The organism is Stenotrophomonas muris, assembly GCF_052751275.1.
In genome coordinates this window covers 1796871-1818732 of the sequence record NZ_CP199879.1, presented here as the reverse complement: position 1 = coordinate 1818732, position 21862 = coordinate 1796871, and the positions used below count along the sequence as shown (strand labels likewise).

The 21862-nt window shown below is 67.3% G+C and carries 21 protein-coding genes and 1 tRNA gene; 7 read left to right on the top strand and 15 right to left on the bottom strand.

Annotated features, from left to right (window positions below; all coding sequences use genetic code 11):
• Window positions 1-42: 42 nt before the first annotated feature.
• Together ACUVWL_RS08335 and ACUVWL_RS08330 are read right to left on the bottom strand one after the other, a co-directional pair.
• Window positions 43-3162: a discoidin domain-containing protein gene (locus tag ACUVWL_RS08335; RefSeq protein ID WP_445979060.1), complete on the bottom strand. Its 3120-nt coding sequence runs from the start codon at window positions 3160-3162 to the stop codon at window positions 43-45.
• Window positions 3163-3328: 166 nt separating this feature from the next.
• A complete protein-coding gene (locus tag ACUVWL_RS08330; RefSeq protein WP_445979059.1) occupies window positions 3329-4405 on the bottom strand; it encodes an MBL fold metallo-hydrolase in 1077 nt (358 codons plus the stop codon).
• Between the two features lie 104 nt (window positions 4406-4509).
• On the opposite strand from ACUVWL_RS08330, the gene ACUVWL_RS08325 reads away from it, so the two are divergent.
• Window positions 4510-5121, top strand: a complete 612-nt coding sequence (locus ACUVWL_RS08325; RefSeq protein ID WP_014646907.1) for a TetR/AcrR family transcriptional regulator — start codon at window positions 4510-4512, stop codon at window positions 5119-5121.
• Here ACUVWL_RS08325 and ACUVWL_RS08320 read toward each other — a convergent pair.
• From ACUVWL_RS08320 to ACUVWL_RS08305, 4 genes are all read right to left on the bottom strand, one after another.
• Window positions 5118-7064 (bottom strand): EAL domain-containing protein, encoded by a 1947-nt coding sequence (locus ACUVWL_RS08320; protein ID WP_445979058.1) that lies wholly within the window; start codon window positions 7062-7064, stop codon window positions 5118-5120. The genes ACUVWL_RS08325 and ACUVWL_RS08320 overlap by 4 nt on opposite strands.
• Before the next feature lie 94 nt (window positions 7065-7158).
• Window positions 7159-7875: an SDR family NAD(P)-dependent oxidoreductase gene (locus tag ACUVWL_RS08315; protein ID WP_111206787.1), complete on the bottom strand. Its 717-nt coding sequence runs from the start codon at window positions 7873-7875 to the stop codon at window positions 7159-7161.
• Between the two features lie 28 nt (window positions 7876-7903).
• Window positions 7904-8632 (bottom strand): GNAT family N-acetyltransferase, encoded by a 729-nt coding sequence (locus ACUVWL_RS08310; RefSeq protein WP_445979057.1) that lies wholly within the window; start codon window positions 8630-8632, stop codon window positions 7904-7906.
• A gap of 14 nt (window positions 8633-8646) precedes the next feature.
• Window positions 8647-9312, bottom strand: coding sequence for an ArsR/SmtB family transcription factor (locus tag ACUVWL_RS08305; protein WP_111206789.1), 666 nt, complete (start codon window positions 9310-9312; stop codon window positions 8647-8649).
• A gap of 55 nt (window positions 9313-9367) precedes the next feature.
• On the opposite strand from ACUVWL_RS08305, the gene ACUVWL_RS08300 reads away from it, so the two are divergent.
• The 5 genes from ACUVWL_RS08300 (at window position 9368) to ACUVWL_RS08280 (ending at window position 13541) form a co-directional block, all read left to right on the top strand.
• On the top strand, window positions 9368-9874 hold the full coding sequence (locus ACUVWL_RS08300) for a DUF2938 domain-containing protein (protein WP_197574374.1): 507 nt from the start codon (window positions 9368-9370) through the stop codon (window positions 9872-9874).
• 41 nt (window positions 9875-9915) lie between these two features.
• On the top strand, window positions 9916-10719 hold the full coding sequence (locus ACUVWL_RS08295; RefSeq protein ID WP_142234634.1) for an APH(3')-II family aminoglycoside O-phosphotransferase: 804 nt from the start codon (window positions 9916-9918) through the stop codon (window positions 10717-10719).
• Window positions 10720-10815: 96 nt separating this feature from the next.
• A complete protein-coding gene (locus ACUVWL_RS08290; protein WP_014646914.1) occupies window positions 10816-11406 on the top strand; it encodes a TetR/AcrR family transcriptional regulator in 591 nt (196 codons plus the stop codon).
• Window positions 11403-12437 (top strand): DUF418 domain-containing protein, encoded by a 1035-nt coding sequence (locus tag ACUVWL_RS08285; protein WP_046430305.1) that lies wholly within the window; start codon window positions 11403-11405, stop codon window positions 12435-12437. The genes ACUVWL_RS08290 and ACUVWL_RS08285 overlap by 4 nt, the downstream gene beginning before the upstream one ends.
• Window positions 12438-12536: 99 nt before the next feature.
• Window positions 12537-13541 carry an aminoglycoside phosphotransferase family protein gene (locus tag ACUVWL_RS08280; protein WP_032959991.1) on the top strand — a complete coding sequence of 335 codons (1005 nt, stop codon included), beginning with the start codon at window positions 12537-12539 and terminating at the stop codon, window positions 13539-13541.
• Between the two features lie 110 nt (window positions 13542-13651).
• Here the strand turns inward: ACUVWL_RS08280 and ACUVWL_RS08275 are convergent, their stop codons facing one another.
• The 7 genes from ACUVWL_RS08275 to amaB all read right to left on the bottom strand — a co-directional run bounded on the left by ACUVWL_RS08275 (window position 13652) and on the right by amaB (window position 20316).
• Window positions 13652-14539 carry a DMT family transporter gene (locus ACUVWL_RS08275; protein WP_049406338.1) on the bottom strand — a complete coding sequence of 296 codons (888 nt, stop codon included), beginning with the start codon at window positions 14537-14539 and terminating at the stop codon, window positions 13652-13654.
• A 32-nt stretch (window positions 14540-14571) separates the two neighbouring features.
• Complete coding sequence (murB, locus tag ACUVWL_RS08270; RefSeq protein ID WP_111206792.1) at window positions 14572-15633, bottom strand: UDP-N-acetylmuramate dehydrogenase; 1062 nt, start codon at window positions 15631-15633, stop codon at window positions 14572-14574.
• Between the two features lie 8 nt (window positions 15634-15641).
• Entirely contained in the window at window positions 15642-16697 is a 1056-nt protein-coding gene (locus tag ACUVWL_RS08265) for a quinone-dependent dihydroorotate dehydrogenase (protein ID WP_032962331.1), read from the bottom strand.
• Between the two features lie 8 nt (window positions 16698-16705).
• Window positions 16706-17476, bottom strand: a complete 771-nt coding sequence (locus tag ACUVWL_RS08260; protein WP_014646920.1) for a class I SAM-dependent methyltransferase — start codon at window positions 17474-17476, stop codon at window positions 16706-16708.
• 4 nt (window positions 17477-17480) lie between these two features.
• On the bottom strand, window positions 17481-17765 hold the full coding sequence (locus tag ACUVWL_RS08255) for a DUF4190 domain-containing protein (protein ID WP_014646921.1): 285 nt from the start codon (window positions 17763-17765) through the stop codon (window positions 17481-17483).
• A 179-nt stretch (window positions 17766-17944) separates the two neighbouring features.
• Window positions 17945-18784: an SDR family NAD(P)-dependent oxidoreductase gene (locus tag ACUVWL_RS08250; protein WP_445979056.1), complete on the bottom strand. Its 840-nt coding sequence runs from the start codon at window positions 18782-18784 to the stop codon at window positions 17945-17947.
• On the bottom strand, window positions 18784-20316 hold the full coding sequence (gene amaB / locus ACUVWL_RS08245) for an L-piperidine-6-carboxylate dehydrogenase (protein WP_014646923.1): 1533 nt from the start codon (window positions 20314-20316) through the stop codon (window positions 18784-18786). Before amaB ends, ACUVWL_RS08250 begins: the two co-directional genes overlap by 1 nt.
• A gap of 183 nt (window positions 20317-20499) precedes the next feature.
• On the opposite strand from amaB, the gene ACUVWL_RS08240 reads away from it, so the two are divergent.
• Window positions 20500-20576 (top strand) — tRNA-Arg (locus ACUVWL_RS08240).
• 93 nt (window positions 20577-20669) lie between these two features.
• On the opposite strand, the gene ACUVWL_RS08235 is transcribed toward ACUVWL_RS08240, so the two are convergent.
• Both ACUVWL_RS08235 and ACUVWL_RS08230 read right to left on the bottom strand, forming a co-directional pair.
• Entirely contained in the window at window positions 20670-21509 is an 840-nt protein-coding gene (locus ACUVWL_RS08235) for a tyrosine-type recombinase/integrase (RefSeq protein ID WP_445979055.1), read from the bottom strand.
• Window positions 21510-21517: 8 nt separating this feature from the next.
• On the bottom strand, window positions 21518-21853 hold the full coding sequence (locus ACUVWL_RS08230; RefSeq protein WP_229767336.1) for a hypothetical protein: 336 nt from the start codon (window positions 21851-21853) through the stop codon (window positions 21518-21520).
• Between the last annotated feature and the right edge of the window lie 9 nt (window positions 21854-21862).

Sequence of the window (21862 nt, the reverse complement as noted above, 5' to 3'; positions counted from 1 at the left end):
CGCGACCTCCGCTTCTGTAGAGCCGAGCCATGCTCGGCTGCTTTACCAACGCGCCTCCAGCGTTCTGAACGGTTTCGCCAGGCGCACGCCCTCGGCGTCGAAGTCGGAAACGCTGCGTCCGTCCACACGCACCGTCTTCGGCATCGTGCGCGCCGGCCACCAGACCTTCACCGCCGTTCCGCCGCGCAGCCCTTTGCCAAGCCCCACCTTCAGCACCCCGTCGCGCTGCCGCGCCTGCATCTGCAATGCGCCATACGCCGTCGGCAGGCGTTCCACCGCCAATCCATTCCCCGCCACCCACGAAGGCGGTGTGCCCGGCAGCAGCGAGAGCGCATCATCGTCTTCGCGCATCAGCATGCCGAACAGGGTGCGGCCGTACTCGGCACCGATCCAGGTATGCGGCATGTCGCCGAGGTAGCGCGGGAAGCGCAGCCGTGAATGCACTACTTCGGCCAGCACCTGCCATTCAAGCGGGCGCCGGTCGTGAAGCAGGCCCTGCAGCAGCTCGTCAGCCACGTCTGGCTGGCCGAGGTGCACATAGCTCAGCACGTTGCGGATCTCGTACGGCGTGTAGGCATACAGCGCACCGGGCTGGCTGCGCTTGCGCACGTCTTCCAGGTAGCGGGCGAAGGTGGTCCGCAACGCCTCGGCCGGCAACACGCTCTGCGCGCCGGTCGGGTCCAGGGCGATCGACACGCCGGTGGGGTCACCATCGCCAAGATCGGCCGATGACGGAATGAAGTCGATGCCCTTCCACGCCATCGTTGCGCGGATCGAGGCACGCAATGCGTCGTACAGCGCTTTGTACTGCTCGCGCGCCCAACGGGCGGTTTCGTGGTCGCCCAGCGCCTCGGCCAGCCACGCGCCGTCGTGCCACCCCTTCAGGCCCCAGTAGTCATCCCAATAGCTGTGGGTGGGTGATGGATAGCCCTCATGGCTGATCGATGGTGCAAGGATGCCCGCAAAGCGTTCCGGGGCAGGCTGGTCAGCCTTGTATCCGGGCACCAGCGTGCGCTCGCGCAGTTCCTGCAGGAAGTGCAGCGCGGCCTTCACCTTCGGCAGGTAGTCACGCACCGACTCGGGTCCGCCATCCAGCCGTGCAACGTCGGCGACCAGCGCCACGTACTGGCCCTGGCTGTCGTACTCGATGTCCGAACCGAAGCCGGTGTTGACGCTGCCATCGTCATTGAGGATCGGCGAGACCAGGCCGTTGGCATGTACGCCGTGTTCGCTGTACCAGGCCAGGTAGTCGCGCGCGACCTTGGCCTCGCCCATGCGCAGCAGCACGGCCGAGGTGGCCATGCCGTCGCGGATGAAGGAGCGGTTGTAGTTGCGCGGGCCGGGCTGCATCGCCGGGCCGGTCTGGTTGATCAGCATGTAGGCGGCCTGCGCGCGCAGCATGTCCACCAGTGATGGGTCGGGCAGGCGCAGGCCGACCTGGCCCAGCCGTGCCTGCCAGTCCGCGGACGCCTGCGTGGCCAGTGAATCGAACGCCGCATTGGCATCGCGGGGAAGCGTGGCCAGATCCAGCGCAGGCGCTTCGGGCAGCACGCCATTGGCATCCGCGGCGGCGGTGCCCAACGGGAACGCGACCACGATGGCATCGCTGGTTCCCGGCGCCAACGAGACGCGGTAGTCCAACGCAGCCGAGGCAAGACCCTGGTCATCATGCGCCTGTTGCGCGGAAGGCAGTTGGCCGGCAGCGATGTCCGCGGTGATTTCCGTGGCGCCATCCCTGCCGAACGGCGCCGCGCCGGACGCAGCCACTGGCGTGAGCGACTGCAGCAGCGTGCGGCCATTGATGCGCACGGATTGCCTGTCGATGGCCACATCGCGGATCGGCGACAGCCCGCCGTTCTGCCATGGCGGGTTCATCTGCATCGGGCGCACGACCAGGCTGAGCGTGCCGTCGATCCGGGTTTTTCCGGTGTTGTGCAGGCGATGACGCAGGAACGTTACCGGCTGGCCGTTGCGCTCGATGGCGAATACCTCGCTGCGCAACTCCAGCCCGGGCTGCGGTGACCACGTAGCGGAGGGCATCGGCTTCCAGCCATCCCGCAGCGCGTGCTGTATCGGCTGTCCTGCCGCGCCAGCGGCGCGGCCGTCAGCACTTCGCCAGATCGGCTGCACCAGTGGCGCGCCCTTGAAGGCTTCCAGATTGCCGTATTCGTCGAAGATCGACTTCTGCCGGCCCGCATGCACGCCCACTGCGGTCCAATAGGTCTGCTGCATCTGCAACGACGCCGGGAACAACGCGCGCTGCGCGCCGCTGGCAGTGATCTGGTAGCGCTTCATCGGCGTCATCACGGCTTTCGGGCCGAGCAGGCGCAGGCGCGCGATCTGCGGTGCAGCGCCGTCCACGCTCAGGCGGAATGTACGTAACGGTTGTGCTGCAGTGGCGGCCAGCCAGCTTTGTCGATGATTGGCCGCTTGTGCATCGTGTGCGAGGTCCTGCCAACGGCCCTGTGCATCCTGCACCTGCAGTCGCGCGGCGCCGCGCGCGCCATCGGCCCAGTCGACGACCAGGCCAGCCGTTGATTGGGCCCGCGGCAGCGTGATCTCGAACGTATGGGATCCATTTGCCCCGGCCGGCATCGCGACGGTGCCGCCGCCTTGCCAGAGCGCCGCTGCCTGCGTTGCATCGATACCGCTGATGCGTGCGCTGAGCGTGCTGTCCAGTGGCTCCATCTCGAAGATCGACACGCCCCAATCGGAGGTGCGCTGCGGGCTGGCCAGCCGCAGGTAGCGTGCCTGCCGCGGCGCGAAGTACAGCGTTTCCACGTCGCCCAGCGAATCGGCCATCGTGTACGCGGTCTGCCACTGCGTACCGTCCAGCGAGGTCTGCAGTGAATAGCCTTCCGGGTTGGAGACATCCCAGGTAAGGCGCGCACCGGCCAGCAGGGTGGGCGCGCCCAGATCGATCTGGAACCAGTGGCCGGGGCTGAAGGCGCCGCCGGTCACGGTCTTCGGGTCGCCGTCGATCAGGTGGCCGATCGCCATCGCCGGTACCTGCTGCGAGGAACTGCTGGCCTGCCATTGGCTGCGCGGGGGGAGGGTCTGTGCCTGTGCGCTGGAGGCCAGGGCGGCCAACAGCAGGGCGGCGGCAGATCGCCATGGGATAGCTGAGCGGGAGACCTTGGAGCGTTCGGCGCGCAACGTCATTACGGACTGCCTCGCAGGTTCGACCGGAATCGGGCGAGCGCTACGCTAGCAAGGGATGTAATCGGTTACATGACGCACTGCAGCGCCGCAGGCCGCTTCCGTGGTTGACGCAGCCGAGCATGGCTCGGCTCTACATGGCTTCCGGCAGGTCAAACGGCATCCCCCGTTAAAGCTCCACCGTCTCCCACCATCGCGTACCCGCCTGCGGCGCCTGCATGTCCAGTGCTTCGCCCATCGTCGGCGTGGCCACCGGCACATTCTTTGCGGCGGCCAATGCAGTGATGCGCTCGAACGGCTGCTGCCATGCGTGCAGGGCCAGATCGAAGGTGCCGTTGTGGATCGGCAGCAGCCACTTTCCGCGCAGGTCCAGGTGCGCCTGCAGGGTCTGTTCCGGTTGCATGTGCACGAACGCCCAGCGCGGATCGTAGGCGCCGGTCTCGATCATGGTCAGGTCGAACGGTCCGTACTTCTCGCCGATGGCCTTGAAGCCATCGAAATAGCCGGTGTCGCCGCTGAAGAAGATGCGGAAGTCGCCGTCCTGGATCACCCATGACGCCCACAGGCTGCGGTCGCTGTCACCCAGCCCGCGGCCGGAGAAGTGCTGGCCCGGGGTCGCGGTCAAGCGCAGGCCACTGGCTTCAGTCGACTGCCACCAGTCCAGCTGTTCCACCTTGCTGGCGTCCACACCCCATGCAATCAGCTGGTCGCCGACGCCGAGCGGTGCGATGAAGCGCGCGGTCTTGCCGGCCAGCTGCATTACCGCGGCATGGTCGAGATGGTCATAGTGGTTGTGCGAGAGGATCACGCCGGCGATGGGCGGCAGTTCGTCGATGCTGATCGGCGGTGCGTGGAAGCGCGCCGGCCCCATCCACTGCACCGGTGAGGCGCGCTCGGAGAACACCGGGTCGGTCAGCCAGTACTGGCCACGCAGCTTCAGCAGGATCGTGGAGTGCCCAAGCCGGAACAGGCTGCGATCCGGCGCAGCATCCAGGGAGGCGCGGTCCAGCGGCTGCACCGGAATCGGGTGGGCTGGCACGGTGCCCTTGGGCTTGTTGAACAGGAACGTCCACCAGATCTCCGCACCGTCGCGCAGGCCCATCGCCGGACGGGGCAGGACATTGCGGAACTTGCCGTCGCGGTACTGCGGCGAATCGGGGAAGTCGGGGAGGGACCAGGACTTGCAGAAGGTGTAGGCGGTCACGGCGAGGATTCCAAGCAGGAGGACAAGGAGCAGGCGCTTCATGGGTGACGTCCGCTGGGTACACTGCACAGTGTAGTTTCGCATTTTTCAAAAGTACACTACTGGGTGTAAAATGGTGGCGTCCGTTCAGCTATCCGGTCTCCGCCATGCCCCGTGCCCCACAACGCCTGACCGACCGCAAACGCGAGGCCATCGTGCGCGCGGCGGTGGAGGAGTTCCGTGCATCGGGCTACGAGGCGACCAGCATGGACCGCATCGCCGAGGTGGCCGGGGTCTCCAAGCGCACCGTCTACAACCACTTCCCGAGCAAGGAAGCGCTGTTTTCTATGATCCTGGAGGAGCTGTGGGAACGCAGCGTGGCCAGCGACGCACTGCCGTATCGCGCGGACCAGCCGTTGCAGGCGCAGCTGCTGCAGTTGCTGGGCCAGAAGCTGGAACTGCTCAGCGATGCCAACTTCATCGACCTGGCACGGGTGGCGATGGCCGAGGTCATCCACTCACCGGAGCGGGCGCAGGCCATCGTCTGCCGCATGGGCGAGAAGGAAAGTGGCGAGAGTGCGTGGATCCGCGCAGCGATCGCCGATGGCCGGTTGCGAGAGGTTGATCCGGAATTCGCCGGCCACCAGCTGCATGGGCTGGTGAAGAGCTTCGCGTTCTGGCCGCAGGTGACGATGGGGCAGCCACCATTGACCGCGCAGGAACGCGCACGCGTCGCCGAATCGGCGGTGGCCATGTTCCTGGGTTTCTACGCGGTCTAGCTGGCGGCGAAGCGACGGAACTCGTCGGCCGGCAGCGCCGCCGAGTACAGGTAGCCCTGGCCGACATCCACCCCGAGTGCGCGCAGCTTCTGTTCCTGGGCCAGGGTCTCGGTACCCTCGGCCACCACGATCGCGCCGCAGCGGTGCGCGACTTCGACGATGAAGCGAACGATCGACTGCGACTTGGCGTCGGACAGCGTGGCGATCAACGCCTGCTCGATCTTGACCTCGGCGATGGCCAGCTGCGAAAGCAGGATCAGGGTCGAGTAGCCCGCGCCGAAATCATCCAGCGACAGGGTGACTCCGGCCGCCAGCAGCTGTGCGATGTTGGCATCGACCAGGTCACGCTCGACGATCTCGGTCCACTCGACGATTTCCAGCCGCAGCATCGCGCCGGGGATGTCGTGCAGCTGCAGCAGTTCCTGCAGGCGCAGGCCGAAGTCGGGCAGGCGCAGGGATTCGGCTGACACATTGACTGCGATGGTCAGCGCCGCGCCGTCCTGCCGGCAGTGCTGCAGGAAGTGCACCGCCGACTGCAGCGTGGCCCATTCCAGGTCTGCCAGCCGGCCCTGCCGGCGCAGCAGCGAGATCACCCGCATCGGTGCGATCGGCCGGCCTTCGCCATCGCGCATGCGCAGCAGCGCTTCGGCGCCGACCAGCTGGCGGTCCTGCAGGCGATGCTTGGGCTGGTAGCACAGCGGTGCGTCGCCCTGCTGCAGCCAGCGTTCGAGGGCGAATTCGATCAGGGCGTCGATCTCGCCGTCGCGCTGGATCGGGTCGTCGAAGAACACGACGCCGGATTCGATCGCGCTCAGTGCCACGGTGATCGCGCGGAACGGAAGATGTCCTTCGTCGGCATCAACGGGGGGCTTCAATTCAACCACCGCACAACGGAACAGTGGCCGGAAGCCAGGCCAATCGCGGCCGACCCGATCGGCCAGGTTGCTGGCCAGCTCGGTGATCTGCGGTTGTATGCGCAGTTCGGACAAGGTCATGCCGCGCACCAGGATCGCCAGCGCGGCATCACCGAACTGGTAGACCTCCACGTCGTCCACCGCCAGCGATGGCAGCAACCGGTGGACGTCGGCCGGTGTATCGCGCTGCCACAGGCCGTTGTCCTGCAATGGCCCGTAGCGCAGGCGCAGATCGCGCAGGTTGCCCATCTCGGCCACGATCAGGCAGGCCTTGCCGATGCCGTCGTTGTCGCGCCAGTACCGCTGCAGGCGTTCACCGAGCGCACGCATGTTGGGCAGGCCGCTGATCGGATCGATGCGCAGCCACGCCTGTTCGCGCTGGCGCTGCGCATCGATCTGGGCATCGTTGTAGACCAGCGCGAACACTGCGCCGAGTACCAGCAGCGAGACCGGCAGTGCCAGCACGCGCTGGATCGCCAGTTCGGCCACCGGTAGTTGATCGGCCCCAATGATCGCCACACCCAGCGCCAGGCCCAGAGCGGTCATCCCGATACGCACGGACCACGCCTGCAGGATCATGCGTGGCGAGAGGTCGTTGAGCATGCGCGGGTGCAGGCGCCTGCGCAGCCAGACGCCGGCCACCATCTGCAACACGGCCTCGAGGCTGGCAGGCAGGAAGAACTGGGTGCCGACGAACTGGTAGCGGGCGAGCAGGGCGGCGGCCAGGCAGGCCAAGCCGCCGCGCCAGCCACCGAGCAGGCCACTGACCAGCAGGATGTCGAAGCCGAGGTGCAGCTTGACCACACCCTGGGTGTAACGGGCCACGAACCAGGAATTGAACAGGTAGATCAGGCCCAGCGCTACGCCGACATACAGGCGCCGTCCTTCAATGGCGTGCCCGGCGCGACGGGTGGCGATCAGCAGCACGCCGATCATGCCGATCACCGCCGTGGCCTGCAGCAGGTACAGCGGCAGGCTGGGCAGGGCGCTGTCCAGGACCTGGGCCGAGACCCGTGAAAGCGCATCCATAGCAGGTTCCCGCCTGTGACCGACGGCCAGTGACGAGCAGGGTAAACCACAGGCGCCTGTGCGGCCACCAAGGGCCAGGCCAAGGTCCCTGCGGTCAGTAGCGTGGGTCGGCGATGGCGGGCAGCACCAGTTCGCGCACGAAGGAGGACGGTGACAGCTGCAGCAGGGTGCGTACCATCGCCACGACATCATGGACCGGCACCAGTTCGCCGTCGCCGCGCGCTGCGGCGTCCGCTACCGGCACTGACAGTGCATCGTCGGTGTTGAGGTAGCCCAGCTGCAGGCTGGTTACCGCCAGGCGCCGATCCCGGAAGCCTTCGCGCAGCGCATCGGCGATGCCGTTGAGCGCGAACTTGGATGCGCCGAACGCCACTTCCGGGCGGCCGCTGCGCGGCAGCGCCGAGGTCGAGCCGGTCAGCACCAGCTGTGGACGTGCTGCGCCCAGTACCCTCGGCAGCAGGCGCCGCAGCAGCACCAGGGTGGCGGTGATGTTGACGTCGACCAGCTGGGCAAGCGCGGCATCGCTTTCGTCGAGGAAGGCGTACCCGTCGCTGAAGGCCGTCTCTTCCCAGATGCCCAGGTTGTGGATGAGCACATCCAGATCGGCCGGCGCCTGCGCTGCGATGTGATTGGCAGCAAGGGTGGGCTGGGACAGATCCGCTTCGATCCACTGCAGGGTGACGCCCTCGGGGCATTCGAGGTCGTGCGGGCGGCTGCGCGAAACGCCGATGACGGTGTCGCCTGCACTGCACAGGCCTTCGACGAACGCTCGACCGAGGCCCCTGCTGGCGCCGATGACCATCAATTTCATGTGGCTTCCTTGTTGTGCTGCGGCGGCCTCAGTCGGCCGCCAGAATGGTGTCCCAATCGGCGAACGCGCGCAGGCCGCTGCGTCCGGCGGTGATGATCGAGGCGGTGTTGTCGAGCTGGCAACGGTATTGCGGCTGCAGCCCGGACGCCCGCGCGGACACGGCCATGGCGTGTACCAGCTGTCGCGCGTGACCGCGACCGCGGGCCTCGGGCAGGGTCAGTACGCCCATATCGGCGAAGGCTGGATCCAGGCTCCAGGGGTACATGCTTCCCGCAGCGACCAGGCGCTCGCCGTCGAAGGCACCGAACACCTGCCAGTGATCCAGCTCGACCCAAGCGGCATCGAGATCGTCCTCGCTGGCGGTGGCCTGGAACGCGCTGAACGCTGCCGCGTCGGTCGCGCCGAGGCGGCGGATATGCGGTGGGGCAGGGTGTTCGGCGAGGGCGGCGAGTGTTGCGGTGGGGAAGTAGAAGACACGATCCGCGCCGTGCGTATGCTGGCCGAGCTGCTGCAAGCGCTGTTGCAGCTGCGCCAGTGTCCAGTGCGGTTGCGCACGCAGTTGCAGGCGAGCGGCCAGGGCAGGACGCAACAGCGCTCGGGCGGGGCCCGCGACCGGCTGTAACAGCATGCCGTCCTCACCCTCATCGACATCATCGCTGCACGCCAGGTGCAGCTGCGGCCCCTGCTGCAACGTGCGCTGGCCGGCGAACACGCGCTTCCAGGCAGCATCGATCAACGGGGAAATCGCATCATCCATGACAAACGGTTCGCTCAGTGTCGGGGCAGTTCAACCTGCAGGCCTGCGGCCTTCCATTCGGGATAGCCGGCGGCCAGTCGCTGCGCGCTGAGGCCGGCTTCGCGCAGCATCATCACTGCATCGTTGGACAGCACGCAGTAGGGCCCGCGGCAGTACGCGACAATGTGGACGGCGCGCGGCAGTTCGTCCATCCGCGCGTGCAGTTCCGTAGCGGGAATGTTCAGCGCGCCGGGCAGGTGGCCCAGATCGAATTCCTCGCGCGGCCGCACGTCCAGCAGTACCACGCTGTCGCGTTGCTCCAGCAGCTGCTCGACGGTCAGCCCTTCCAGTGCATCGCGGCGCTGCAGGCTGTCGGTGAGGACGCCCTGCATTTCGCTGCGCTGGTGGTCGGCATAGTCGCGCAGCGCGGCCAGCAGGTTGGCCAGTGGGCCGTCAGCGCTGCGGTAGAGGATGCGCTTGCCGTCACGGCGGGTCTGCACCAGGCCGGCACGACGCAGCTGCTGCAGGTGCTGGGAGGTATTGGCCACCGACAGGCCGCTCAGTTCGGCCAGGCGCTCGACCGCACGCTCGCCCTGGGCGATGTGCTCCAGCAGGGCCAGGCGGTGCGGGTGGCCCAGGGTGCGGGCGATCTCGGCCAGCGCTTCCAGCGTGGACGGCGGCAGCTCGGTTGCAGCGTTCATGCCGGGCACGCTAGCATCGCTCCATCATTCAATCAAATAATTGAAGGTTGGCGGAATGAGTGGCTGGGCGACGACATTGGTGATCGATGCGGTAGTGATCGGCGTGGGCGCGACCGCGCTGATGGATCTGTGGGCGTTGCTGCAGCGCAGGCTGCTCGGCATTCCGTCGCTGGATTTTGCGATGGTCGGCCGCTGGCTCGGCCACCTGCGGCGTGGGCGCTTGCGCCATGAGGGCATTGGTCGTTCGCTGCCGGTGGCCGGCGAGCGCGCGCTTGGGTGGACCGCGCATTACGTGATCGGTGTGGTCTTCGCCGCGTTGTTGCTGGCCGTGGTCGGGAACGGTTGGGTGCAGGCACCGACCCTGTGGCCGGCGCTGGCCTTCGGCATTCTCAGCGTTGCCGCGCCGTTCTTCATCCTGCAGCCGGGCATGGGCGCCGGCATTGCCGCTTCGAAGACCCCGGCGCCTGGCAAGGCGCGGCTGCGCAGCCTGGTGGCACACAGCGTGTTCGGCGCAGGCATGTACCTTTCCGCGCTGCTGTTGGCCGGGGTCCGTGCAGGATGAGCGAGAATCCGTGGGGTCACCGGCAACAGGAACATCCCCGCATGGAAGTACCCGATCCTTTCACTGATGGCATGCCGCTGCCGTGGGCGTGGCGGGAAACATTGGCCGATGCGCGCATCGAGCGACAGTCGATCGGCGTATCGCGCGCAGACGTCGCCCGTGTGCATCGCCCGGGACAGGCTGATGCCTTCCTGAAATCGGAAGTGATCGATGCCTTCAGTGAGCTGGGCGATGAGATCGCGCGCCTGCGCTGGCTGCAGGCGCAGGGCCAGCCGGCACCAACGGTAATTGCCACCGCCGAAGAAGCGGGCCGGCGCTGGTTGCTGATGAGCGCGCTGCCCGGCCGCGACCTGGCCTCGTCGCCTGAGCTTCCGCCCCAGCGCCTGGTGGAACTGCTGGCCGATGCGCTGCGGGGCCTGCATGCCATACCGGTGGCGGCCTGTCCGTTCGACCAGCGGCTGGCCTCGCGCCTGCAGGCCGCGCAGGCACGGGTCGAGGCGGGCCTGGTCGACGCCGATGACTTCGATGACGAGCGCCTGGGGCAGAGCGCACAGCAGGTGTTCGCCGAACTGCGCGCTACCCGGCCCAATCACGAGGATCTGGTGGTCAGCCACGGCGACGCCTGCCTGCCGAACCTGCTGGCAGCCGAAGGCCGTTTCAGCGGTTTCATCGACTGTGGCCGGCTGGGTGTGGCCGATCGCTACCAGGATCTGGCGCTCGCCGCGCGCAGCCTGGTCCACAACTTCGGCGACACGCGCTGGGTCGCGCCGCTGTTCCGGCGCTATGGCGTTGTGCCCGACGAACGGCGGCTGGCGTTCTACCGTCTTCTCGACGAGTTCTTCTGAAACCTCGGAGGGCAGCGTAGGCAGGGCTGAACGGTGCCCTGCCGGCGGATCCGGGCGCCCTTAAAAGTGGACGAACGTTCGTTCACTATTTGTGGCATGAACCGAGCCGACCGCAACGAGCAACGCATCGCGCAGATCCTGCAGGCCGCCCTGCAGTGCTTTCTCGTGAAGGGCTTCCACCAGACCAGCATGCGTGACATCGCGCAGGCGGCCGGCGTCAGCCTCGGCAATCTCTACAACCACTTCCCGGGCAAGGAGGCGATCATCCTTGCGGTGGCCGTGGCCGAAGGCGAGGAACTGGCACCGTTGCTGCAGCGACTGGCCGCGTCCGATGGCGAGCGCGCACGGGTGCTGGTTTTCCTTCAGGACTTCCACGCACTGTGCCGGCAACCGGAGTGGGCAACGCTCGCCGTCGAAGTGCTGGCCGAGAGCGCACGCAATCCGGCCGTGGCCGAGGCATTTGCGGCCAATCGCAGGCAATTGCAGGCGACGCTGGCCGAAGCCCTGCAGCAGGTGGCACGGCGCGAACGTCGGCGCCCCGTGCTGGCCCCGGCACTGCAGGCACAGGTGCTGCTGGATGCCATCGAAAGCGATGCCCTGCGCCGAGGGCTGGGCGAAGCCGGGGGCACCGATGAGGCATCGCTGGATCTCGGCCTGCTTGCGCTGCTGCTGGGCGCACGCGCATGAGCGCCGTCGACCGGCGACTGCACGGCGTTGATCTGGCGCGTTACCTGGCCTTGGCCGGCATGGTGCTGGTCAACTTCCGCCTGGCGATGGCCGTGCCGGCAGAGGGCGCCGGATGGTTGGCAGGCGTCTTCCACTTTCTGGAAGGCAAGGCTTCGGCGACGTTCGTTACGCTGGCCGGGTTGGGCCTGGTACTGGGCACGCATCGGCAGGGGTGGTGGCCGGCCAGTGTGCAGACCTGGCGGCGCGCACTGTTCCTGCTGGTGCTGGGCCTGCTCAACCTGACGCTGTTCCCGGCCGATATCCTGCATTACTACGCGGTGTATTTCGCGCTGGCCGTGCTGTGGCTGCGGGCCTCGCCGCGGGTGTTGCTGGCCAGCATCGTGGGGATCGCGGCCTGTTCGTTCTGGGCGTTGCTGCACTGGGACTACAGCCAGGGATGGAACTGGCAGACGCTGGAATACGCCGGTCTGTGGCAATGGCCGGGCGCGGCCCGCAACCTGCTGTTCAACGGGTTCCATCCGCTGCTGCCGTGGCTGTGCTTCTTCCTGCTGGGCATGCTGCTGGCGCGGCTGCAACTGTCGCAACCGCGGGTCCAGCGCGCGCTGCTGGTGCTGGGCCTGATGCTGATCGTGGCTGGACATGGCGTGCAGCAGCTTGCGCAGGGAACGCCCTGGCAGGCGTGGCTGGGAACGCAGCCGATGCCACCGGGACCGGCCTACGTACTCACAGGCGCGGGCGCGGCCTGCAGTGTCATTGCCGCCTGCCTGTGGCTGACGCGTGTACGACCGGGTGACTGGCTGGAACCGTTCACCGCGGCCGGGCGCATGACCCTGACCCTGTACGTCGGCCATATCCTGCTGGGCATGGGCACGCTGGAAGGCCTGGGCCTGCTTGATGGCAGCGCGTCGCTCGCGTCGGTGCTGCTGTGGGCATTATTGTTCCTGATGCTGGCCACGGGCGCAGCGTGGCTGTGGTCCTGGCGGTTCGCGCGGGGCCCATTGGAAGCGGTGATGCGACGCGTCGCCGGCTAGCACTTTGGTCGCGCAGGCACGATGTTGTGACGGACATGTCTGTGTCGCGGCCCGCGCATCTGCGATAGTGGCGGCAGGTAATACTCTCCGCTTGCATCCATGTCATTCGCTTCGGCGCAGCATCTCGGCGAAGTCCTTCAGCAGTCCTATGGCATCACCGCCAATGCCGTGGTGCCACGCCCGGTTGGCGCCGATGCCAACGCCAGTGTGTATCGCATCGATGCACGGCGCGGGCAATGGTGGTTGAAGTGCCGCAGTTACCAGGTTGCCCCTGCCGTCTGGGACACCCTGCATTGGCTGCGCGGCACGCTGGGCATCGAGGAAATCGTCGCGCCCTGGCCGGCCCTGACCGGTGGAGCGTCAGTGCAGCGCTGGGGCCTGCAGTTCACCCTGTTCCCGTATGTGGAAGGCCAGTCCGGCTTCGAGGCGGCGTTGAGCCGCACGCAGTGGCAACGATTGGGCGAGGTGCTGCGGCGCCTGCACGAGGCGTGCCCGCCACCGGCGCTGCAGGAGGCGCTGCCGAGCCTGCGGATGGAAACCGCGGCGCTTGATACGGTCGGGCAATGGCTGGCCGGCGAGGGCCTGGCGGCCGCCAGGGATGGGCTGGGCCGCGCCTTCGTATCCGTCTGGGACCAGCAGCATGCGCGCATCGCGGCGCTGCATGCGCAGGCACTGCAGCTGCACGCTGCGTTGCAGGATGTCCCGGTGCGGCTGCACCTGTGCCACACCGACCTGCATGCCGGCAATCTGCTGATGGGCAATGACGGCAGCCTGCACCTGATCGATTGGGATGGCCTGTCGCTGGCCCCGCGCGAGCGCGACCTGATGTTCATCGGTGGCGCGGTCGGTGGGCGCTGGGGGCGCGAGAACCCGTTGGGATTCGAGGAAGGCTATGGCAGTGACCGCGGCGATCCACGCTGGATCGCCTGGTACCGGCACTGGCGCATCCTGCAGGACCTGATCGAGTTCCAGCAGGTCCTGCTGGGCAGTGATGGAGAGGACCGTTCGCCGCAGCTGCGCCGGCAGTCGCTGCATTTCCTCAGCGAACAGTTCGCACCGGGCAATGTATTCGACGCGGCAGAGCGGGTGTATCGCGCGCTGTAGATCCACGCCATGCGTGCATGGCATTTTCTACGATGAACCCTCACGCTGCGCGATGAGTCGAGCATGGCTCGGCTCTACAGGGGGCCGCGGTGTCTGCGCGGGGTGTGGATCTACTCTGCGGGCTTGGCCGCTGCAGAGGCCGCCGCGCTTGCAGCGCGGCGTGACAGCACGGCTTCGCGGTGGGCGATGTAGGCGTTGGCGGCGAGGATGATGCCGGCACCGATGATCGTCCAGCGGTCCACCGTTTCGTTGAACAGCAGCCAGCCGAACAGCGTTACCAGGGGCAGCTGCAGGAAGCTGATCGGGGTCAGGGCGGAGACTTCGCCCAGCCGTAGCGCGCGGGTCCACAACAGCTGGCCGACGGTGCCGAGCACGCCGGTGGCCAGCAGCCACAGCCAGGCCGACCCGGTTGGCCAGGCCCAGACGAACAGCGCCGGCACCAGCGACAGCGGCACCCAGAACACGTAGGTATAGAGCACCACGGTATCGGCACTGTCGACGCGGGTCAGCTGCTTGATCTGGATCGCCACCAGCGAGCTGAGTACCGCCGCACCCACCGCGACCAAGCTGCCGGCGGTGAAGCCGGCGGTGCCGGGACGCACGATCACCAGCACGCCGATGAAGCCGACCACGACCGCGGCCCAGCGGCGCACGCGCACGGTTTCACCCAGCCACAGCACGGCGGCAATCGTGACGAACAGCGGCGTGGAGTACGACAGCGACACCGCCTGCGCCAACGGCAGGTGGCCCAGTGCCCAGAACGCGCACAGCATCGAGCCCAGGCCAATCGCACTACGCACGAAATAGCGCGGCAGCTGCTGCGTCTTCAGCGGCGCACGGCCCGGCCGCAGCAGCATCGGCAGCAACGCCAGCAGGCCGAAGGCATTGCGGAAGAACGCCACTTCCTGGGTCGGAACGTAGCGTGTGGCATAGCGGATCGCTACCGCCATCAGGCCGAACGCCATCGTACTGCCGAGCATCAACAGCGCCGCCCGCATCGGAGTGGCGCCGGGGGAGAGGGCGAGAGTGTTCACCACTGTGCGCCGAGCAGGCGGGGCTCCGGTTCGATCGGCACGCCGAACTTCTCCAGCACCGAGGCCGAGATGCGGCGCGCCAGCGCCAGCAGTTCAGCGCCGCTGGCATTGCCGTGGTTGACCAGCACCAGCGCGTGGCTGGGAGCCACGCCGGCATCGCCGTCGCGGAAGCCCTTCCAGCCGCAGGATTCGATCATCCAGGCCGCCGAGACCTTGCGCTTGTCGTCCTGCTCGGCCGGGAACACCGGCAGGTCGGGGAAATGCTGCAGCAGCACGTCGACCTGCTCCAGCGGCAGCACCGGGTTCTTGAAGAAGCTGCCGGCATTGCCGAGTACCTCCGGGTCGGGCAGCTTGCGGCGGCGGATCGCGATCACCGCATTGGCCACGTCCACCGCGCCCGGCAGCACCACGCCCTGCGCCTGCAGCTCTTCGCGGATGCCGGCGTAGTCCATGCGCAGATCGTGCAGCAGTGGCAGTTTCAGTTCGATGGCGGTGATCAGGTAGCGATCGGGCTGTTGCTTGAACACGCTGTCGCGGTAGGCGAAACCACACTGTTCGTTATCCAGGCGCACCCAGGCCTGTTCCTGGCAGTCCCAGGCTTCGACCGCCTGGATGAACTCGCCGACCTGCGCGCCATAGGCGCCGATGTTCTGGATCGGTGCGGCACCGGCGGTGCCGGGAATCAGCGCCAGGTTTTCCAGGCCGGACAGGCCTTCCTGCAGCGACCACATCACCAGGCCATGCCAGGGCACGCCGGCGCCGGCGCGGATCACGGCATGGTCGGCGCGGTGTTCAAGGAAACTGATGTCGCGGTTGCCGAACACCAGCACGGTACCGGGCAGGTCCTCGGCGATCAGGACGTTGCTGCCGGCACCCAGCACCAGCAGCGGGCCGTTGGCCACCTCGGGCAGTGCCAGCACCTCCGGCAGCAGCGCGGCATCGTGCAGTTCCAGCAGCTGTTCCGCATTGGCCTGCACGTGGAAGGTATTCAGTGCCTGCAGCGGCGCATTGCGGGTGAGTGTCCAGCGCAGCGGGGCGTTGTCGTCGGTGGTGTCCATGGGCGCGCTCACAGTGGGGCCACCGCGCCGCGGCTCGGCGCTTCGCGGCGGCGACGGATCGCCTCCACGCATTCGGAAACCAGCGCCGGTCCACGGAAGATCAGGCCGCTGTAGCACTGCACCAGCGCGGCACCGGCCGCCATCTTGGCCACGGCATCGGCACCGGACAGGATGCCGCCGACGCCGACCAAGGGCACCGACTCGGGCAGGCGCGAGCGCAGGCGGCGCAGCACCAGCGTGGACTGCTCCAGCACCGGCGCACCGGACAGGCCACCGGCCTCGTTGGCCAGCGGATCGCCGGCCACCTTGCTGTGGTCGATGGTGGTGTTGGTGGCGATCACGCCGTCCACCTGCAGCTCGCCCAGCACGCGGGCGGCGGCATCGATGTCGCGCTCGCTGAGGTCCGGCGCCACCTTCACCAGCATCGGTACGCGGCGGCCGTGGCGGGCCGCGAGCTCTTCCTGGCGGTCACGCAGCTGGCTGACCAGCTGGCGCAGCGCGGTTTCTTCTTGCAGTTCACGCAGGCCGGCGGTGTTGGGCGAGGAAATGTTGACAGTGATGTAGTCGGCCAGCGCGTACACCTTGTCCAGGCAGGCGATGTAATCGTCCACGGCCTGTTCGTTGGGGGTGTCCTTGTTCTTGCCGATGTTGATGCCGAGCAGGCCGCGGCGGTTGCGCGCGCGCTCGACGTTGCGCACCAGTGCGTCCACGCCTGCATTGTTGAAGCCCATGCGGTTGATGATCGCGTTGTGTTCCGGCAGGCGGAACAGGCGCGGCTGCGGATTGCCGGCCTGCGGGCGCGGGGTGATCGTGCCGATTTCGACGAAGCCGAAGCCGAGCGCGAACAATGCATCGATGTGCTCCCCGTTCTTGTCCAGGCCGGCGGCCAGGCCGACCGGGTTGGGGAACGTCAGCCCGAACACCGTGCTGGGCATCGGCGCGATGCGTGCGGCCAGCAGCGGCGTGGTGCCGGTGCGATAGGCCAGGTCCAGTGCGGACAGGCCGAGGCCGTGGGCGCGCTCGGCGTCGAGCGAGAACAGGAAGGGGCGGGCAAGCGAATACATGCGTCGGTTCAGTCCAGCGTGCCGAGGAAGGCTCGGGTTCGATATTCAAAAGCAACCTGGCCGTCGACCGCGTGGGCGGCGAACAGGTGCTGCAGAGCGTCGATCATCGGTGCGTGGCGCGGATGACCGGGTTGAGGGGCGTAGGAGGAGGAGAGCAGGCGCCCGCGCAGGGCGTCGAAGTCCAGGTGCTGCACGTTCGGCAGCTCCACCCTGCCGCGCAGGCCAGCGCCGAACCAGGCCTGCATGGTGGCGTCGTCCTGGTAGCGCTCGGCCACGGCGGTGTAGTCGGTGCCGTAGTCCAGCAGCAGCTGTTCGTACCCGATCAGGAACGGGCTCGCATCGAGCAGGCGAGAATTCCAGTAGATGAGGGCCTGGCCGCCGGGGCGCAGGATGCGCTGCCACTCGGCGCGTACCGCCACGGTGTCGAACCAATGGAAGGCCTGCGCGACGCTGACCAGATCGATGCTGGCATCGTCCAGCGCGGTGGCCTCGGCGCGGCCGTCCACCGCACGGAACTGCGGGTACTGCGGTGCCAGCCATTCTTCCGCCGCGCCCCGCATGGCCGCATTGGGCTCAACCGCGACAACAGGATGGCCGCTGGCCAGGAACAGGCGGCTGGAAATGCCGGTACCGGCGCCGATGTCAGCCACACGCGCCTGCTGGCTGACACCCATCGGGCCATGCAGCCACTCCAGCAGCGCGGGTGGGTAGTCGGGCCGGTAGCGGACGTAGTCGGCGACGCGGCTGCTGAAGCGTTCAGTGCTGTCGGAGGCGGTCATGGCGTCAGTTCGACACCGCCGCCAGCCACGCCAGGCCGCCGAAGAACAGGATGAAGACCACGATGGCGGCAAGTGCCGCGCCGACCATGACCCAGCCCAGCACCAGGCCGGTGACGGCCAGGCCATCGCCTTCCAGTTCGTGCGGGCGGCGGCGGATTTCGGCGCGGGCCATGTGGCCGGTGATGATGGCGACGATGCTGGCCACGAAGGGCAGGACGGTCCAGCTGGCGATGCCCATGACCAGGCTGACCACGGCCAGGGCGCTTGTCTGTCGGGGTGCCACGCTCATCGGGGTCCTCCTTGGCAGTGTGCACATGATAGTGCCTCTGCCCCGGCAATCCCATGCCCGGCGGATGCGATGGCAGGCGTCGACCCTGGCCGACGAATGGGATTTCGGCCCTGGTAGGCGTCGACCTTGGTCGACGAAAGGCATGCCAACCAGGCTTGGCGGCTACCGAAGTGCCGGTATCAGCCCATCAACACCTGGCCGCCATCCACATTGAGCACGCTACCGGTGACCCAGCGCGCCAGCGGCGAGCACAGGAACAGGGCGGCGTCGGCGATCTCGCGCGGGTCGCCGAAGCGGCCGAACGGAATCTTCGCCAGGGTGCCGTGGTACAGCGCGGGGTCCTCGACCCGACGACGGTCCCAGAGGCCGTCATCGAACTCGATCGAGCCCGGGGCGATGGCATTGACCCGGATCCGGTCCTTGGCCAGCGCCAGCGCCTGTGACGTGGTGTAGTGCGAAAGCGCGGCTTTGGCCGCGGCGTACGGCGCGCCACCGGGGCGCGGCTGCTGCGCGGCAATCGACGACAGATTGAGGATGCAGGCGTCGCTGGAGGCACGCAGCCATGGCAATGCCAGGCGCGAGGCACGCACGGCCGCCATCAGGTCGATCTGCAGGCTGGCGGCCCAGCCGTCCTCGTCGTCGGCCATGCCGTAGCCGGTGGCATTGTTGACCAACACATCGATGCCACCGAGGGCGTCGGCGGCGGCCTGCAGCCAGGCCTGGATCTGGCCGGGATCGGCCAGATCGGTGGAAAACGCGTGCAGTTCGAAGCCCTGCGCCCGTGCATCGGCACGCAGGGCATCCAGGCCGGCCTGGCCGCGGGCGCAGACCGAGACCTGTGCGCCGGCGCCGGCAAACGCCAGCGCCATTTCACGGCCAATGCCCTTGCTGCCGCCGGCGATGAGCACGCGGCGGCCGCTGAAATCGAGGGTCGGAGCCCCTGCGGGGATCCGACCCCTCGCTGGGGCCAGGTCCCCGGAGGGGCTCTGGCCCACGGACGTGTCCGCGTCGTTTGCCATCACAGGTCGAACTTGATGCCCTGGGCCAGCGGCAGCGAATCCGAATAGTTGATGGTGTTGGTCTGGCGGCGCATGTAGACCTTCCACGCATCCGAACCGGACTCGCGGCCACCGCCGGTGTCCTTCTCGCCACCGAAGGCGCCGCCGATCTCCGCACCGGACGTGCCGATGTTGATGTTGGCGATGCCGCAGTCGCTGCCGGCGGCCGACAGGAACTTCTCGGCAGTCTTCAGGTTCTGGGTGAAGATCGAGGACGACAGGCCCTGCGGCACGCCGTTCTGCATGTCGATGGCTTCATCGAGGGTGTCGTACGGCATCACGTACAGGATCGGTGCGAAGGTCTCGTGCTGGACCACGGCGTCGCTGTTCTTCAGGCCGGAGACGATGGCCGGCAACACGAAGTTGCCCGGGCGGTCGATGCGGCTGCCACCGGTCTCGATGGTGCCGCCGGCCGCCTTGGCCTGGGCGATCGCATCGAGGAACTGCTGCACGGCGCCTTCGCTGTTCAGCGGGCCCATCAGGTTGGCCGCATCGGTCGGGTCGCCGATCTTGCCTTCCACCTGCTTGTAGGCCTTGACCAGGGTGGCCAGCACGTCGGCGTAGATCGAGCGGTGCACGATCAGGCGGCGGGTGGTGGTGCAGCGCTGGCCGGCGGTGCCGACAGCGCCGAACACGATGCCCGGCACGGCCAGCTTCAGGTCGGCGGTTTCGTCCAGGATGATGGCGTTGTTGCCGCCGAGTTCCAGCAGGCAGCGGCCGAGGCGGCGCGCGACCTTCTCGTTGACGGTGCGGCCGACCTGGGTCGAGCCGGTGAAGCTGATCAGCGGCACGCGTCGGTCATCGACCATCTTTTCCGACAGCGCGGTGCCGGCATCGTTGATCAGGAAGAAGATGTCCGGGAAGCCGGCTTCGCGCAGGGCGTCGTTGCAGATCTTCAGCGAGGCGATGGCGGTCAGCGGCGTCTTGTTGGACGGCTTCCAGATGCACACGTCGCCACAGATGGCGGCCAGGAACGAGTTCCAGCTCCACACCGCGACCGGGAAGTTGAAGGCCGAGATGATGCCGACCAAGCCCAGCGGGTGGTACTGCTCGTACATGCGGTGGCCGGGGCGCTCGGAATGCATGGTGTAGCCGTACAGCATGCGGCTCTGGCCCACGGCGAAATCGGCGATGTCGATCATCTCCTGCACTTCGCCATCGCCTTCCGGCTTGCTCTTGCCCATTTCCAGCGCAACCAGCGAACCCAGGGCGTCCTTGTGCCTGCGCAGTGCTTCACCGCACAGGCGCACGGCTTCACCGCGGCGCGGGGCCGGCGTGGTGCGCCAGACCTTGAAGGCTTCCTGGGCGCGGGCCACGACGGTCTCGTACTCGGCCTCGGTGGTCGCGCGGACCTGCGCGATCGGCTCGCCGGTGGTCGGATTGACCGGGGTGATCAGCTCACCGCTGGTCGCGCTCGACCACTCCCCGTTGCCCAGGTACGTGCCAGCGTTGATCGCGTCCAGGCCAAGGGACTTGAGCAGCTCGGAAGACATGCAGACTCCTGTATTTCGTTACGTTGTTTGGTGCCATCGCGGGCAGGTGGGGGACGCGATGAACTGAATCGCCGATGGTAGCAGAGCGCCCCGGCCGGCCATGGTGCAACGCGCCAGCCAGGCCTGGCCGAACATGAATGCTTGGAGGGCAGGGCACGTTGCCTGTAAACTTCCCGGCTGCATGGCCCCGTAGCTCAGCTGGATAGAGCGTCCCCCTCCTAAGGGGAAGGTCGCCCGTTCGAATCGGGCCGGGGTCACCAGAATCAATAACTTAGGCAGGCTCAGTGGTGCGCATTTCCCACTGTTTCCCGCATATCCACAGGATTTGGTCCCAGTGGTCCCAGCGGCGTGGATCAGTACTTGAGCTTCGCTACGGCGCCATCGTCGCCCTCAGGCGTTAGGTGGGCGTAGAACTTCTCGGTCGTGGCGTAATCGGCGTGCCCGGCCAGAATCTGCACCCTTCGCAACGGAACCCCGGCGATCACCATGTGGGCGCAGAAGGTGTGCCGTAGCCGGTGGAGGCTGCCACCGATTCCCGCACGCTTGGCATCCGAGGCGAACCAGTCGGACAGCGTGTCCTTGTGCACGGCGACCAGCGGATCGGGTAGGTGGCGAAGCGCCCAGCGCGCATACCGGTTCAGCGGCACCTCGCGCCACTTGCCCGACTTCGTGCGTCCCTGGCCATCTTCGTCTGGATCGCTTTCGACCCTGAGCCTGCACCCGGCCACCGAATCCTTGCCCAGCCCAACCAGCTCACCACGGCGCAGCCCCGTGTGGGCCATGAACAGCCATAGCGGAGCCCGGCCGGGGTTCGCACGGTACAGCTTGCGCATCGCGGCCCGGTCGTAGAACCGCACCGCCACGCTACGAACGCCCCGCGGTGCCCGGGTTTCCTCCAGCGGGTTGAAGTCCAGTTCTTTCCACTGCACCCCACGCCGGAACGCGGCCTGCAGCCTGCGCACTTCCTTCCCCACAGTCTCCGGTGAAACCCTGTCTTTGGTCAGGCGGTCCGTCTTGTAGGCCTCCATTTCCATCGGGCGCAGCGTATCGATGGGGCGATGGCCGAAGCGGGCCATAAACAACCGAACCTCGCTTTTGGCCTTGCCGTGCGTGGTTGGATGCTCGGCCTTGTACCACTCCAGGTAGGGCTCCAGGAAGTCGCGGACCGTGGGCAGCCGGGGAAGGATGCGCACTCCATGGGTCAGTTCCGCTTCTTTCGCTGCTCGTACGCCCTCAGCCTCGCGTGGGCTGACGCGACCAATGGCGACACGGCTTCGCTTGCCGCCTTCCCGCCAGTTGAGGTACGCGGCGCCATCGCGCCAGAAGACTGTGACCTTGACCATTGCTTGGAGCCGTAGATTGCAGAGTAAAGGGCAGCCTTCTCGTAGAGCTTCTTGCCCATGAAATTTCGTGGTTCGATGCCGTAGTCGGCGATGTTCGAATCGAACTGGCTTCGTGATACGCCGCAGTAGTGCGCGGCCTCGTCCACGGTCAGCCAGTCCTTTCCGACGATGTCCAGCTTTTCAGCAGCACCCATCGGGTCCTC

What these genes read in the sequence shown, in the direction of transcription:
- ACUVWL_RS08325 (WP_014646907.1), top strand. Translation starts at nt 4,510, where the DNA reads ATGCCCCGTGCCCCACAACGCCTGACCGACCGCAAACGCGAGGCCATC.
- ACUVWL_RS08280 (WP_032959991.1), top strand. Translation starts at nt 12,537, where the DNA reads ATGTCATTCGCTTCGGCGCAGCATCTCGGCGAAGTCCTTCAGCAGTCC.
- ACUVWL_RS08275 (WP_049406338.1), bottom strand. Translation starts at nt 14,539, where the DNA reads ATGCGGGCGGCGCTGTTGATGCTCGGCAGTACGATGGCGTTCGGCCTG.
- ACUVWL_RS08335 (WP_445979060.1), bottom strand. Translation starts at nt 3,162, where the DNA reads ATGACGTTGCGCGCCGAACGCTCCAAGGTCTCCCGCTCAGCTATCCCA.
- ACUVWL_RS08305 (WP_111206789.1), bottom strand. Translation starts at nt 9,312, where the DNA reads ATGAACGCTGCAACCGAGCTGCCGCCGTCCACGCTGGAAGCGCTGGCC.
- ACUVWL_RS08250 (WP_445979056.1), bottom strand. Translation starts at nt 18,784, where the DNA reads ATGGCAAACGACGCGGACACGTCCGTGGGCCAGAGCCCCTCCGGGGAC.
- ACUVWL_RS08315 (WP_111206787.1), bottom strand. Translation starts at nt 7,875, where the DNA reads ATGAAATTGATGGTCATCGGCGCCAGCAGGGGCCTCGGTCGAGCGTTC.
- ACUVWL_RS08260 (WP_014646920.1), bottom strand. Translation starts at nt 17,476, where the DNA reads ATGACCGCCTCCGACAGCACTGAACGCTTCAGCAGCCGCGTCGCCGAC.
- ACUVWL_RS08230 (WP_229767336.1), bottom strand. Translation starts at nt 21,853, where the DNA reads ATGGGTGCTGCTGAAAAGCTGGACATCGTCGGAAAGGACTGGCTGACC.
- ACUVWL_RS08310 (WP_445979057.1), bottom strand. Translation starts at nt 8,632, where the DNA reads ATGGATGATGCGATTTCCCCGTTGATCGATGCTGCCTGGAAGCGCGTG.
- amaB (WP_014646923.1), bottom strand. Translation starts at nt 20,316, where the DNA reads ATGTCTTCCGAGCTGCTCAAGTCCCTTGGCCTGGACGCGATCAACGCT.
- murB (WP_111206792.1), bottom strand. Translation starts at nt 15,633, where the DNA reads ATGGACACCACCGACGACAACGCCCCGCTGCGCTGGACACTCACCCGC.
- ACUVWL_RS08265 (WP_032962331.1), bottom strand. Translation starts at nt 16,697, where the DNA reads ATGTATTCGCTTGCCCGCCCCTTCCTGTTCTCGCTCGACGCCGAGCGC.
- ACUVWL_RS08285 (WP_046430305.1), top strand. Translation starts at nt 11,403, where the DNA reads ATGAGCGCCGTCGACCGGCGACTGCACGGCGTTGATCTGGCGCGTTAC.
- ACUVWL_RS08320 (WP_445979058.1), bottom strand. Translation starts at nt 7,064, where the DNA reads ATGGATGCGCTTTCACGGGTCTCGGCCCAGGTCCTGGACAGCGCCCTG.
- ACUVWL_RS08295 (WP_142234634.1), top strand. Translation starts at nt 9,916, where the DNA reads ATGGAAGTACCCGATCCTTTCACTGATGGCATGCCGCTGCCGTGGGCG.
- ACUVWL_RS08330 (WP_445979059.1), bottom strand. Translation starts at nt 4,405, where the DNA reads ATGAAGCGCCTGCTCCTTGTCCTCCTGCTTGGAATCCTCGCCGTGACC.
- ACUVWL_RS08255 (WP_014646921.1), bottom strand. Translation starts at nt 17,765, where the DNA reads ATGAGCGTGGCACCCCGACAGACAAGCGCCCTGGCCGTGGTCAGCCTG.
- ACUVWL_RS08300 (WP_197574374.1), top strand. Translation starts at nt 9,368, where the DNA reads ATGAGTGGCTGGGCGACGACATTGGTGATCGATGCGGTAGTGATCGGC.
- ACUVWL_RS08290 (WP_014646914.1), top strand. Translation starts at nt 10,816, where the DNA reads ATGAACCGAGCCGACCGCAACGAGCAACGCATCGCGCAGATCCTGCAG.